Below are 14,478 nucleotides of genomic sequence, written 5' to 3'. Positions count from 1 at the left end.
AACCTCCTTAATATTTTGTGATTTATCCTAATAGCAAGTTACCGTTCCTGTATAAGTTGAGCTAAAGTTTTTACACAGTCCATTCCGTTAAAGTGTAAAAGAAATGTTCAACTTATAAATCTTAAGTAACCGCTTTCAAGATCAACGGGAAGGATTTAATCGATGGAGACACGATGGTATGCTTCAGACATAATATCAATCTGAGCATGGGAAATTAGTTTGAGGATGTAACGGGCGTAAGCTTGGTTCAGGTAACTTTGCCGGATGTGATTTTGTTCTTTTGCTGTTAGACTCTTTGTTATACGTTCACTTAACTGTTCTCCGAAGGTTCTGATCAAAACATACTGGCTCTGTGCTGGTTCATCGATAATAAAGCTCTTATGTTCAACATTCGAAAGGTTTTGGAGTTCCGCGTACAGTGCAGGTTGGGATTTGAAATATGTGCTCGCTGTCTGAGGATTGAATTCTTCTATGGTATGATGAAGGATTGCGCTGTTGAATTGCTTTTGCAGGACTGTGATGATTTCAGACATCTCGCTTTTGTCTCCCTGCTCCAAAAGCGACTGTGCAACTTCAATGACCTTTTTGGCAGTCTGTTTGTGTACTTGAGTCTGGTTCAAATCCAGATCAGTATGCTTATAGGATACCGATATTTTATCGAACTTTATCGTATCCTCTCTCACAAAAAGTTGTCCTTGAACCTCTTTATAGTATTCTTCAAGTTCCTTGTCCGTGGGCTTTAATTCGTTCAAGGATAAGGCCTCTTTTAGCCTGTTTCGTACTCTGCTCGTAAAATAATTCATGAAGGAGATCTCATCCAATTGTTTTGGCCCATAGATAGGCTGATTAGAAGCTAACGCTTCCCTTCTATGCTGATTCTCAATTTCCATTTCGTGCATCAGATCATCATGGCTTGAGCCACGAATAAGCCCTTTGTTTTGTGCAAGATCCATTTCCACTTTAATCTTGGTGATCTCCTCCATGGCGAGTTGTTTCAAAAACTGTTCGGGATTTTCACCTTCATAATCAGCTTTCCAGAAATCCTTGTTGTATGGCGCCCCATATGTGGATTGAAAATAATGGATGACCATTGCCCTCTGCTGCTGCATTTCACGTTGCAATTCATGCACAGTAATCCAGCTTTCGTTGACCTTGGCAACGTAGGTGTTCTCTGAAGGCGTATGACCTGCAATAGCAAAATAAGTGGAGCTTGCAATAATCAAAATGATGGCAACGAAAGTGAACCGCTTCATTCTCATTTTTATTTTCAAGTTCAATACGCAACCCCTCCAGCATCATCCGAAGTTTTTCTCCCTTTGATTGAAGCTTGATTACGCTTGCTCCAAGTAAAGCTCGTTTAACGCTTCCCCCAGCCACGCCCCTTGGCGGACAAGCCTGCTCTGCAAAGCACTTACATCGATACTTCGTGTCTCATTCGATCCATTCTCTCGAAGCATCGCAGCAGCTGTTCCGGCAGCTTCACCCATGGCAAAACAATTCGGCATGACTCGCGCGGAGCCTTGTGTTGCTCGGTCTGTAGAGATGGATCTGCCGGCTACAATTACATTTTGAATACCTGCAGGAAGTAAAGAACGATAAGGTATCCCGTGTGACTCCCCTGCTGGCAGATGAATCATCGTCATACCACTTGTCGGTTTAGCCATATGAATATCGATAAAATAAGCATTACGTGCGATGTCATCGGAGAACGAACGGCAAGCCATGAAATCGTCAGCTGTAATCGTATAGTCGCCCACAATTCGCCGAGTCTCCCGGATGCCAACCTGTTCACCGGTCAATGTCAGGAAAGCGTTCTCAAATCCGGGGATAGCCTCACGTAACCATTCGGTAATATGTGCAGCCAGTGCCCTGCCTTGGATCGCCCCGCGTGTTAAATCCTCCGCATTCGAGCCGTCAATACCAAAGACGTGACCAAAGTTAAGACCTGCCGTATGGTTGTTCAGCCATGAAATCCCCGCCCACTCTCGCGCTACATGCAGACGTCCTTCTTCTTTAGCTTGACGGATGGCATGTTTCAAATCCTTGCCGTGAACCTCCACGCTGGACAGGAATTGGCTTCGATCCAGATGGGTAAGCACAAAACACATCGTGCCCGGCTGCAATTCTCCGTTCTCACCACCCTTGAGGAGCTGTCCGCCGGCAAGATAGGTGATATCCGCATCACTGGTGGCATCAATATAAATGTTGCCCTTCACTGCCTGTGTTCCACTTTTGTTATGAATAATGACAGCTTCCACACAACCATCCTTATGCAGAACATCTCCAACGAACGTATGGTATAACACTTGCACGCCCGCTTCCATCATCTTATCGTCCAGCACCCTCTTTAACACTTCCGCATCAATAGGAACCCAGTCCAGCATATCCTGCCAATCTTTACGGAACGTTTCCTCCATATTGCACTTCATATCATTCAGGATTTCCAGTCCGATCCCGCGAATCACGGGTTTAACCTGATCGGTGTATGGGCAAAAGGCTGGAACCTGGGATACCGTCGCCATGCCTCCAAGGTAACCTCGCTGCTCAATAAGTAATACAGATGCTCCGTTTCTTGCAGCGGCCAACGCTGCTGCTACGCCAGAAGGTCCTCCTCCAGCGACCAATACATCCACTTCGCTATATAACGGAATACGACGTTCCGGAATTCGTATCTCTGATTTGGGTTGAGTCATGTGAACCACCTCCATGAATTACTTTCATTTTAACTGCCATCGAACCTTATTTTTAGTTACACTTTAGTTTCACTTTTGGTTGGTTTTATCTATAATGATAGAAAATTGATCGTTAAGGTGGTTCATATGCCCATTCCCAAGAAGGTTACGCTAAAAATGATTGCGGATCAGCTTGATCTGACCGTACACACGGTGTCCAAGGCTTTACGCGGTCTGCCGGGGATGTCCGAGCATACACGTAATGAGGTCGTTGCCCTTGCTAACCGGTTGGGGTATCGAACCAAGGAGCAAGAGCGCAGCTTGGCGGTTGAGCAGATCCCCATCTATTCTTCCAAGCCGCGAAGGTTCGCGTTTATCGTGCCGAACACAGAACTGCCGTTCATTCATCACTCTTTGTATGAGGGTATCAAGTCCCGACTTGCCGAGTTTGGGCACAAACTGGAAATACTTTTTGCACCACAGGGTACAGTTTCAGATTCGCAATTTTTTGATTGGATGGACGAGAATCAATTACTTTATCTGGACGGTTTCTTTATTGGACCGATGATTCTTCCGCCTATGGAGGCCAGATTGATGGAGCTTGATCTCCCCAAGATTTTGCTTAATTACCCGCCGCCTGTTGCACAGGTGGATAGTGTGATATGGGATGTTTCGTCGGCGGTGCACCAGTCTGTTCGTTTTCTCGTTAGCAAGGGCCATTCACGTATTTTGTACATTGGAGACATACGAATGCATCGCGGCTTCCGGCTGCGCTGGCATGCTTTTCAGGAAGCGCTACAGCTCGAAGGAATTCCCGTGAATGAAGATCAACATTTGACAAGACTTCAGTCCAAAGCGTTGTATATCCAGCAGTTGACGGATTTATTGGAAAAGGAAAAACCAACCGCGATTCTGGTAGGCATGGAGCATGATTTAGCGTGGATTTATTACGGATGCAGTCTACTGACCCGGCAAATCCCTCAGGATTGCTCTCTGATCGGTTTGGAGCATGCTGCTTCAGAGCTAATCCCTGATTTGACACGGCCACAACTGCCTGTGAAAGAGGTGGGGGTGCGCGGGGCGGATCGGATGTTATGGAGAATTTCTAATCCGAGCCTGCCCTATGAGCATATCCGCCTGCAAGGAGCATTTCATTCTGGCGCGACGGTGAGTGATATTACGAAACGACGAGCGTGAGAAGCGTATCCGATAGTGTGGCCCTAATCCGGGGTCAGCTCAGTAGTACGTTCCTGACGTTTGAATTCGCTCGGCGCGACTCCCCAATATTTGCGGAACACTTTGGCAAAATAACTAACGTCACGATAACCGGCTGCCTCAGCAGCATCATAAACTTTAACCCCGTTTAATAACAGTTCTTTGGCGTATTCCATACTTCGTTTCAGCACGTATTCGGAGAACGACTTCCCCTCTTCTTTTTTGAAGAGGCGGCTGAGGTATGAAGGGTTGACATATAAACGCTCGGCAAGCGTGTGCAATGTCAATTCTTCTTTTCCCAGCATGAGTTCGACCGTATCGAGCATCTTTTTAACAAGCTCATGGCTCGAATGTTTCCGTTCCTTCTCCCGGTAAAGAATGATTCGACTGGCGACTCTTTTCGCCCATGTCACGATCTGATCTTTGGACAGCAGTGATCCGAAGGCAAGGAATGCGGAATAGTCTTCTTGTAGCACTTGCTGCATCGACCAGCCTCTGGATTGAATGATTCGAGTAAACAAACTGCTTAGATACAACAGATGTTCATATACACGTTGAGTAGATACATCATAGGCATATAGCTGCTCAAAGTAGTTCTCAATCAGACGGATGACTTCCAATGAATCGTCGGTATGAACCGCAATCTCTAGCTGTTTTTCAAAATCAGAATCAAATTGTACGGGTTGTCTGCTGCTTGCCACATCCAAATACGGAATGAACATATCATTCCCATAGATGGCCCGCTCTTGTATTGCACGGCGCGCTTGACGGTACGAAAGCGATACATGATCCCATGAACCGAAGGTTCCTAGTCCGGCACTGGCTGTGATTTTCAGGCATTCCTTCACGATGTTCAACAACCGTGCTACATTTACGTTGATCCGTTGGATCACTTCCTGCTCCGATTCTTCGGGTTTCCCCACAAACAGCAGAATTGTTGCTCCGTCCGCATCCGTAAACACCCGGCAATCCTCGTCCCGAAGACATTCAGAAGTGATGCATTCCAGCGAAAACTGCAATAAAGATTGATCAGAGGATGTGAACCGTACGTCTTGCTCCGAAAGCGGGTCTATTTCACACACGGCGACGACAAAGGTTGAGAAAACGTTCAAGGATAGATTTAACTCCTGCATATGTTTTTGCAGTTCCCATTCCGCATAACGATCCATCATCCAGTTTCGATAAAAATCATCTTGCAGCTGAGGCAATCGATCCTGCCACTTCCGCTTTAATTCAAGCATACTGTGCTTCTCCATGAGTTCTTTGCGAATCTCTCCGGCAGCTTGCAAAACAGCATCCATAATCTCTTGATCGCCTGCAGGTTTAAGTAAATACTTCATTACGCCAAGTCCCACTGCCGCTTGGGCATAGTGAAAATCATCATGGCCACTGAGCACAACCAATTTAATCTGGGGTTCCAATTCTCGAACGAGTTTAGCCAAAGTCAGACCGTCCATTTCGGGCATTTCAATATCAAGCAGTACAATATCAGGTTTTTTACGTTCAATGAGACTTAACGCCTCGAGCCCGTTCTCGGCTGCGGCCACCACCTCAATGTCATACTCATTCCATGGGATATTGTTAACTAGACTATTCATAATTCGAATCTCATCTTCAACAATCATTAGGTTCATGTTCTGACTCCCTTCTGTCCTTAATACAGCGGTTGACGGGTAATTTCATGGTGGCCGTTGTGCCTTCGCCTTCTATGCTTTCAATAATTAGATCAGCTGTCTCTCCGTAATAGATGCCTATACGTGCTTGCACATTGAGCAAAGCGAAAAACGATGAATTTCGTTCCGAAGGTGACGTTATATTCCCCTTCTTTATGAGTGCGAGTGCTTCCTGAATTTGGTCTAACCGTTCTTTCGGAATCCCGCGCCCGTTATCACTGACTTGAATGACCAATCGATCATGAATGACGTTTGTACTTATGTTCAAAGTACCCCCTTTTTTTCGTTTTTCAAGCCCATGCAAAATGGCATTTTCAACTAACGGTTGAAGCAGCAATTTCAAAATATGCAGATGTCTGCTATTTTCAGAGGCATGGTAAGTGATAGTGAACTGTTCGGAAAAACGGATTTGCTGAATGCGTACATAATAATGCAGATGTTTGAACGTTTCCTCTACCGTAAATGTTTCTTGCCCTTTGCTCAGGCTAAGTCTGAAAAAACTCGACAGATTCAGTACCATGGTACTGATTTCTTCAGCATCATAATTTTTGGCTGTCCAGTAGATGGAATCAAGTGTATTGTACAAAAAGTGCGGATTAATCTGCGCTTGCAGCAACTTCAGCTCTGTTTTGGTCATGCGCAGCTGCTGCTCATAGATGTCTTTAATTAAATGCCTTTGTTGCGTCACCGTCTGATTAAATGAATCTGTTAAAAAGCCTAATTCATCTTGTCTTTTATTCTCAAGCTGGATGTTTAAATTCCCCTTTCGCAGCTGTCTCATGCCTGAAACCAGACCGGAAATGGGAGAAGATATTCCACTGTACACCAGCCAAGCAATCCAGAATGCAAGGACCACACTAAGAACGATGATACCGTACGTAAAGATTTCCAGCGGTTTTGATTTCATATAAACTTCTTTTTCAGGCTGCACCAGTAAAATGGACCATCCACTCCGGGGTGAGGTCACCCGTAATATCATGTTTTTCTCGTTACTCTCCAGGCTGTCCTGTACAATGATTTGATCTACCTGAACTTCATGAAGCTCAAAAGATTGTGGTTCATCGGCAGCATTGGAGACAATCATTCGATCCTGATCATCGTACAGATAGAGCTTGGATTGATTCTTTTCCACTAAAGATGACAGAGAACGCAACAGCTTACTTTTGGATATGGACAACATCAGTACGTTTTCACTTTTATCTACACGATAAAAATCTAGCAGTCTCATCATGATGAGGTCGTTACGATTATAGATGGAGTCTGCTCTCCCTGCCATGGTCTCTTTGTAACGATCTGGCAAGTAGTAGATACTTGCACCATTTGCTTTTAGGGCATCCGCGTGCCATCGCTCCGAATCGGAGGAATCGAGATGTATCAAGCCAAGCTTGGTAGTCATTAAGGAACTCGAAGCATGATGATAGATCATGACGTTACTCAAATAATCATTCACCGCAGTGATATCTGTAATTCGCTCAATCACACGGGAGAAATCCATAATAGCACCAGGACTCAACGTTTCTTCTTCATGAGACAGTAAGGATAATAAATTGGAGTCTGTCGAGATGAGCGTAGATAAGTTTTTGATGCTTCCGAGCGTCAGATCCACAAACTCCAGACCCGAACTCATCGCACTGATTGTTCGCTCACCAAGCTCCAGCTCCAGAATCTGCCGGGATTTCACGTTAGCATAGATACTGAAAGCAACCAGTGGCAACAGAATCAAGAGAAAATAACAGGTCAGTTTCACTTGAATGGACTGGGAATAATGATTCTGCAATCGTTTGAGCCATTTCATTTGCTGCACTCCCCCAAAGACAGATACGATATGTTACGTTTATTTATACGCTTACGCTTAGCAGGGGTGTTGCTTGTTGAACGGGCTGAAACAGCGCCCAATTTGAGCGCTGTTTCGAAATTGCCTTCTCTACCTATACTAACTGAACTTTTTAATTACTCTGATTCACTTCATTCGTAATTTCTTCTCCACCGTTCTTCTTCCAATCTTCGACAAACTGGTCGAAAGCATCCAGTGGCAGATCACCCATAATGATTTTGGTGAATATTTCGTTTTCCATTTTGCCTAATTTCGGGCCGTTTTTACCCATACCTGCTGTCGGAACTCCCAGGTATTGATTACGGATTGCAACGGAGTTGATCTGATCTATAATCTCATTGAGTTTGAACTCCATCCCTAGTGAATCCAGGCGATCTCTGGAAACTTCAGCTTCAAATGGCACAATGGCCTCACTCAGTGTCTGACGGTAAATATGTTTGTTGTGCTCATCAAAGTTGGTGACAACTTTTCCGTCCTGCGTGTTCCACACTTCCCCTTCGAAGCCGAGAACAAGCGTACGATATCCATCACCAATCATAAAATCAAGCATGCGAATGACAGCATCCGGGTTTTTACTAGTGATTGGAACAACATTGTAACCGGATACATAATTGTTGCCCCAAGTTCCTTGTTTACCATCCGGTCCAGTCGGGTACTCCAGCGTGATCCACTCGGCCTTTTCATCATTCTTTTGATTGGTTAAAATAGGTCCCCTCGTATCATACCAGTTTCCTGAGAACAGTCCGACTTTACCACTCGCAACTTTTTCATCCACATTCGCCATTTTGTTCAATGCCCATTCGGGATCTATTAATTTTTCCTTATACAGGTCAGCAAGATACGCCAGAGCTTCTTTCATCTCAGGTAAAGTGCTGGACATCACCAGCTTACCGTCCCGTTCTGTCCATTGACCCCGTTGAATGCCCCATGCACCGATGAACGGAGCTGTTTTCCCCAAATTTTCTTGCAGGATCAGCCCGAAGGTGTCATTTTTACCGTTTCCGTCGGGATCATCCTGTGCGAAAGCACGCATTACGTTTTTATATTCATCAAGCGTTTTAGGTGCATTCAACCCCAGTTTATCAAGCCAGTCTTTGCGTGCAAATATAATTTCATTTCCCGGGATCGGATTTAAACTTGGAATGGCATAAATTTTCCCGTCGACCGTTACTGTTTTCCAAGCCTCTTCAGGTATATTTTTTTTCAGATTTTGCCCGTATTGATCAATCAGATCGTTTAATGGAGTTAGCGCTTTTTGTCGAACATAACTTTCAAACCAGTTCGGGTCGTAGGACAGAATCATATCCGGTAGATCACCTGATGCCATAATGACATTCAATGCTTCCCCATAACCGTCTGCTGGCGGGGTAGTCAGCTTGATGTCCATATTCGTATTTTCACGAATGTAATCAATGTACGGGTTTTTGTTTTCGTCCATGCCTTCGGGGAACTTCCGACCCGCATTATTTAATACAATCTCGATGGATGGTTTTTCACCGGTTCCATCTGCCGTACCTTCTTTTGCTCCAGAAGAACATGCGGTAACGATGAACAAGGCGGCCAGAGCCATCACAGTTACAGACCGTTTCAGATAAATCCCCATGCTTGATCCATTACTTTTATTTCTTTTCATATGACAATCCCCTCCGTGTGGTCAGCTGTATATTATCCTTTTACAGAACCAAGCATAATGCCTTTGACAAAATGTTTTTGCAAGAAAGGATAGACCAGCAATATTGGAAGTGTACTTGCGATCAGTGCTGCTGCCTTCAATGACTCCAAAGCGAGCAAGGTGCTGTCGATGTTGGCGGAATATCCATTATTATTGCTGATGTTGGATTGATTGAACATCACTAATTCTCGCAAATAGACTTGAAGTGGGAAAAGCTTGCGATCGGTCACATACAATACGGTGTCAAAAAAGGCATTCCAATGCCCCACAGCATGGAATAATGTAATTGTTGCGATCACGGGCATGGATAGTGGAACGACGATTCGGATTAACGTCCCGACATTGGACGAACCATCGATTTTGGCAGATTCCTCAAGTTCCAGAGGCACACTCTGAAAAAAGTTTTTCATAATAATCACATTAAACGCGCTGACAGCTCCAGGTATGATATACACCCAGAAGGAGTTCAGCAGTCCCGTTGCTTTGACAACCAGAAACGTCGGAATCATGCCACCGCTAAACAGCATCGTAAATACAATCAGAAACATAATGGCTGAACGACCCTGGATATATGACTTGGATAACGGGTAAGCGAGCATACATGTGATGACTACATTTACCGCAGTGCCGATTACCGTACGAAGCAAGCTGACTTGAAAAGCATTCAAGAATGCCTGCTCTGCCAGCACTTTCTGATAGGCTTCAAAACTGAAATCGACGGGCCACAGATGTACTCGCCCTGACGTAATTGCTTGGTGACTGCTAAAGGACTGGGCAATGACATGCAGGAAGGGTAGCAAGGCCAGCACGGCGAAAAGGCCAAGGAGCACAACATTCAGACGGGATATCATTCGTTCTCCCCTTGTAAGTCTCACGTGATCTCTCCCTTCTCTACCATAAACTGTTCTGCCCGAGTTTTCTGGCTGCCTGGTTTGCAAATACGACTAGAATGAGGCTGATAACCGATTTGAACAAACCTACGGCTGTTGTAAAGCTGTACTGCGCTTGTGTGATCCCCGTTCGGTACACGTAGGTTTCAATGACATCAGCGACGTCGTAGACGAGCGGATTATAAAGTACGAAAATTTGCTCGAACCCGACATCCAGCACACTCCCCAAACGAAGAACGAATAAAATAACAATCGTTCCCATTAGGGATGGCAACGTAATATGAATCAACTGCTTCCATTTGTTTGCACCGTCGACAACTGCGGCTTCGTATATTTGAGGATCAATCGAGGACAGTGCCGCCAGGTAGATTATCGCTCCCCAGCCGACTTCCTTCCAGATATCGCTGGCTACAAGTATGGTTCTAAACCATTCCTTGCTTCCAAGGAAAAAGATGGGCTCCAGCCCGATCATGCCCAGAAGCTGGTTGATGATGCCTGTTGATGGAGACAAAACATTGATCAAAATGCCTCCGATAATGACCCAAGATAGAAAGTGTGGTAAATAAACCAGGGTCTGAATGGATCGTTTATACATCATGTTACGAATTTCATTGAGCATTAAAGCCAGAATAATCGGTCCAGGAAACCCCCAGACCAGTTTGTAGAGACTGATTAACAGGGTGTTTTTGAAAACGGAATAGAATTCGCTATCCATGAACATGTTTCTAAAATGGGTGAGTCCTACCCACTCACTGCCGCGAATGCCGGCAAAGGCGCTGAAATCCTGAAATGCAATGACGATGCCGCCCATCGGCAAGTATTTAAAGACGATAAAATACGCGAGCCCTGGCAGCATGATCAAATATAAGTCCCAATATTTTTTGAAAGACCTGAATCGCTCAGGTTTGATCTTGCGGGGTACGGGAGTTTCGGGTTGTTCCAGCGCCGCCATATTTGAAGCCACGTGCATACCTCCTTTTCTTCGTTCTGCATTTTCTTCGAATGCGTGTTCTTCGTATACCTGTTCTCGTTGAACTCTTTGTTGAACACTCTCATTGTAACTTCTGAACACCAGCTGTTTTAAGACCAATCTCATGACCTTATAGGTGAATTTGATGACTATTTGCTTGAAAGTCGATATTCCAACGGTTGCTTAAAGGCACTTTAGATACATGAAATGAGATAATCTCCACGAAAAGAAGAGGAATATACTCTGGTGATGCAAAAAAAGGAATATCTTAGGCAGACTTGCGCAGCGCTTACGTAGGGCTAGACAGGCATAGATGGATATAAGTTGACATAGGTGAAATAGGCAGGTTGGAGTAAAAATAGACCTCCCATTAGCAGAGGTCGTGGCAAGGACGTGCGATATGTATCTTGCAGAGCTAATCATTCGGTTCTAGAGTCGAAACTCAAGCTAGCTCATGTCCAATTTGAGGGAGTTATCACTTGAAGAGGAGGTCGTATCATTGTCCTACGGAGGCTTGTTTCTCTAACGATCCCAGTGTTGCTAAAATAAAATGTGGACACCCGTTAACGTACGGAAGGAAACGAGCCTGGTGCTAGATGCATTGAAAGATGCTTACCAGGCCAAACGCCCCGCTCCAGGATTGCTCCGTCACTCGGATCGTGGCTCGGATGGCGCTAGGTTATCTTTCACCTGCTCGTTTTGCACTGAAATTTACGGTCAAATCCGTCGCGTAAGTGTCTACTTTCTTGACATAAGTCCATATTAATCCACATTTACAGCCTCGATCACTTCGAATAAAAATGGATTACCGTTTAAATATTCTCTTATGTATGCTTGGGCATATTTTTGTTCATTGATTAAACTGGCTGTTTCTCTTGGATCAGATGCGTGATGACAGTAATTCTCGATTATGATCATAACGAAAAAACATTCCAGATCCCGAGTATAGTCCATTTCGAGCTTCCTAATACTCTCATAACCTTGGATAAGCATCCATCGATGCTTTGGCCAAAGCTCCAACATGGTGCCTGCCATGTCGTAGAGATAATATCCGTACCCACATCTTCCAAAATCAATCGGATAAGGTTGATTATCGTTAAAAACCATATTACCGGTATGTAAATCAGCATGAATGAGCCCATAGTTATGTTCACTTGGACGCATAGTGGTAAGTTGGGATACAACCTTCTCAGCTGCATCTTGATACAGCTTCCATGCCTCTTCGGATAAAAAATGTTCATGGCAACGTTCCAACTTAGCCATATCACGTTTAAAAGTTTCTACTCCCCAAGTAGGTCTTACAAAATCAGAAGGTGGATTGAAATCCTTTGTTGCTTCATGGAGCCTGCTCATCAATACACCCATATTATATGCATGACTATCCGTAAATTCACCTGTTGCTTTTTCACCCTCGATCCACCGCATCATCGTTATATAAGGGCGTCTATATCCTATCTCTGTTTCGATGTCCAATACATAAATACCATCACAACTTGGTATCCCTTCGGGTACCTTAAGATCTTTCGATTTGTTCAGTGCTTGTAACAGTAGGAGTTCCGAACGAATTTCTTCTCTGCTTAATCGGTCCGAATGAATGCGAAGCAGATAATGGTTATCTGTACTGGTTTCAATTTTATACGTGATCGTATCAGATAGTTGAATAAACTGGATGTTATCCCACTCTATGTCATACTGTTGAATTGCTGATAAAGCTACTTTTCTTGCTCTGATCAATAACGCTCGCCGTTCTTCATGCGTATCAAATCTAAAAAAATCATTCATTGGTTATCCTCCTGCAGTTTTTATGAAGTAAATCAACCACTTCTCTTATAAGTTATTGTAACGATCGTAAAAGATTAATAATATGTAATAAACAATTTAAACTATGCTATACACAAAAAAGTCATATGCCTAATCAACAATAGGAATATGTTATTAGCTAGCATTTGCTGAAAAAACGGAACGAAGCATCATTAAGCGATGTCTCGTTCCATTTGAATCGGGTCTACTGAATGGAGAACACTTCTTTTTTCAACAGCTCTTCAGGTTTTTGACCGATGGGATCGCTGTGGAAATAATCACGGATAACCCCATCCTCCAGATAGTTCGCAATAGATACCATAATCATGCCTTGATCCAACGCCAGATAAGCTTTGGCGATTTCTTTGGTCTCCAGATTGATGGAGTCGTATAAGCCATATTTGCCCATCATGTTTAACTTTTTCAATGTTTTGATGTTTTTGCGTGCCTCTTCAGGCGCATAGTCCAGGGCAAGGAATGTTGCATGCGCAGTTACCGTTGCTCCGTCTTTGTAACCTGAGATGCCAAGCGGTGTCGCTGCAAACTCACTATATCCGGTAGCTGTTGCTGATGGCGAGAATCCCCATGCTGCATACCCTTTTTCTTTGGCATATTCGATTTGCAGCTCGACATGACGTTTATTGTTTAGACCTAACGCTTCTATACCCAAGTCTTTTTCCTTGATTACCAGACCCGGCATAAGTCCTTCAAACATGCTACCGCCCCAACTTGGGACAAATTTTTTACCTTGATACTCATAACTTCCTTCGAAGACATCTACGCCATCATAATTCACCGTTTGACCCTGCGGAATCTGAGACTGCCAATCCCATTCAAGAGGCATAGTTCGATACATCTTCCACCAATGCTCTTTTGGTACATCTCCTTTACCAATGGCAATATAACTCGCTACACGAGGTTCCGTATAAAAGGACCCATAATGATGCTCTGTCAGTGCGCCTTTGGCGACATCATAGCCACCACGGAATTGGCCTACTTCCGGATCGTATAACGTTGTATAGTTCATCTGTTTAACGAGAGTGCTGGTTTGTGCATTTAACTCTTTATACGCTTGTCCAACGACGATTAATCCTGCGGATAACCAACCGTTATCTACTTGTGATATAAATTGCCCCCAATCTTTTTTGACGGAACCATCGTCCGTATTGTACCAGTTATAAAAGAGCCCGTTCCACTTATCCATCTTCTCCAGCGTGTTTAACGTTGTTTTCAAGCGGGATACGGCTTCTTTCTTTGAAAGCAGGCCCATTTGTTCGGCAGAAACGGTACTCATCATGTACATCGCAATGTTTGTTGGCGAGGTACGCTTGGCTTCTTCCGTTCCCTTTTCCTTCATTCGGACTTCATCATACGTTAACCCGGTTTTGGGATCGGTAAAATCTTTGAAGTACTTGTACGTTTTTTTGGCAACCGCTTTCAATTCCGGTTTGAAGCCTGGCGGCTTGCCTGAATCATGTGCGGATATGACAGGAGTGAAAGCTGTGCTGGCAAACAGACAAAAAGTTAAAATGAATCCTAACCTTTTTACAATGTTCATCTCTTTTCTCCCTTCAAAAATGAATTCGAAACGTTTCGCATTTATGATACCATGAGTGTCCATATTTGGTAAATAACAAAATGAAAACCCTTACTTTTTAAAGTTGAATTTAGCTTTTCTTTTTATTTTTTAGTTCGAAACGTTTCATTTAAAACATGAATTCTTGACATACAGAAACTTCTTCTTCCGTAATA

General features: G+C 44.0%; 11 protein-coding genes. 2 read left to right on the top strand and 9 right to left on the bottom strand.

Going from position 1 to position 14,478, the window contains the following annotated elements:
- Positions 1 to 155 precede the first annotated feature (155 nt).
- Positions 156 to 1,253, bottom strand: coding sequence for a hypothetical protein (locus ABIE27_RS14390; RefSeq protein ID WP_123066620.1), 1,098 nt, complete (start codon positions 1,251 to 1,253; stop codon positions 156 to 158).
- A gap of 78 nt (positions 1,254 to 1,331) precedes the next feature.
- On the bottom strand, positions 1,332 to 2,693 hold the full coding sequence (locus ABIE27_RS14385) for an FAD-dependent oxidoreductase (protein WP_123066619.1): 1,362 nt from the start codon (positions 2,691 to 2,693) through the stop codon (positions 1,332 to 1,334).
- A 126-nt stretch (positions 2,694 to 2,819) separates the two neighbouring features.
- On the opposite strand from ABIE27_RS14385, the gene ABIE27_RS14380 reads away from it, so the two are divergent.
- On the top strand, positions 2,820 to 3,869 hold the full coding sequence (locus ABIE27_RS14380; protein WP_123066618.1) for a LacI family DNA-binding transcriptional regulator: 1,050 nt from the start codon (positions 2,820 to 2,822) through the stop codon (positions 3,867 to 3,869).
- Positions 3,870 to 3,892: 23 nt separating this feature from the next.
- Here ABIE27_RS14380 and ABIE27_RS14375 read toward each other — a convergent pair whose 3' ends face one another.
- From ABIE27_RS14375 to ABIE27_RS14355, 5 genes are all read right to left on the bottom strand, one after another.
- Positions 3,893 to 5,521 (bottom strand): response regulator, encoded by a 1,629-nt coding sequence (locus ABIE27_RS14375; protein WP_123066617.1) that lies wholly within the window; start codon positions 5,519 to 5,521, stop codon positions 3,893 to 3,895.
- Positions 5,502 to 7,355 carry a sensor histidine kinase gene (locus tag ABIE27_RS14370; protein ID WP_429350770.1) on the bottom strand — a complete coding sequence of 618 codons (1,854 nt, stop codon included), beginning with the start codon at positions 7,353 to 7,355 and terminating at the stop codon, positions 5,502 to 5,504. Before ABIE27_RS14370 ends, ABIE27_RS14375 begins: the two co-directional genes overlap by 20 nt.
- A 151-nt stretch (positions 7,356 to 7,506) precedes the next feature.
- On the bottom strand, positions 7,507 to 9,027 hold the full coding sequence (locus ABIE27_RS14365; RefSeq protein ID WP_429350769.1) for an extracellular solute-binding protein: 1,521 nt from the start codon (positions 9,025 to 9,027) through the stop codon (positions 7,507 to 7,509).
- Between the two features lie 32 nt (positions 9,028 to 9,059).
- Positions 9,060 to 9,941 carry a carbohydrate ABC transporter permease gene (locus tag ABIE27_RS14360; protein ID WP_429350768.1) on the bottom strand — a complete coding sequence of 294 codons (882 nt, stop codon included), beginning with the start codon at positions 9,939 to 9,941 and terminating at the stop codon, positions 9,060 to 9,062.
- A gap of 16 nt (positions 9,942 to 9,957) precedes the next feature.
- Positions 9,958 to 10,926 carry an ABC transporter permease gene (locus tag ABIE27_RS14355; protein ID WP_123066660.1) on the bottom strand — a complete coding sequence of 323 codons (969 nt, stop codon included), beginning with the start codon at positions 10,924 to 10,926 and terminating at the stop codon, positions 9,958 to 9,960.
- A 608-nt stretch (positions 10,927 to 11,534) separates the two neighbouring features.
- On the opposite strand from ABIE27_RS14355, the gene ABIE27_RS14350 reads away from it, so the two are divergent.
- Positions 11,535 to 11,660, top strand: a complete 126-nt coding sequence (locus tag ABIE27_RS14350) for a hypothetical protein (RefSeq protein WP_275670053.1) — start codon at positions 11,535 to 11,537, stop codon at positions 11,658 to 11,660.
- Between the two features lie 28 nt (positions 11,661 to 11,688).
- Here the strand turns inward: ABIE27_RS14350 and ABIE27_RS14345 are convergent, their stop codons facing one another.
- Positions 11,689 to 12,708, bottom strand: a complete 1,020-nt coding sequence (locus ABIE27_RS14345; protein ID WP_429350767.1) for a phosphotransferase enzyme family protein — start codon at positions 12,706 to 12,708, stop codon at positions 11,689 to 11,691.
- Between the two features lie 223 nt (positions 12,709 to 12,931).
- Entirely contained in the window at positions 12,932 to 14,284 is a 1,353-nt protein-coding gene (locus ABIE27_RS14340) for a glucoamylase family protein (protein ID WP_123066613.1), read from the bottom strand.
- Positions 14,285 to 14,478 lie beyond the last annotated feature (194 nt).

The organism is Paenibacillus sp. 4624 (assembly GCF_050435065.1).
GTDB classification, from domain to species: domain Bacteria; phylum Bacillota; class Bacilli; order Paenibacillales; family Paenibacillaceae; genus Paenibacillus; species Paenibacillus amylolyticus_D.
The sequence above is the reverse complement of the archived record's forward strand: the minus strand, read 5'-3'. Positions and strand labels throughout refer to the sequence as shown.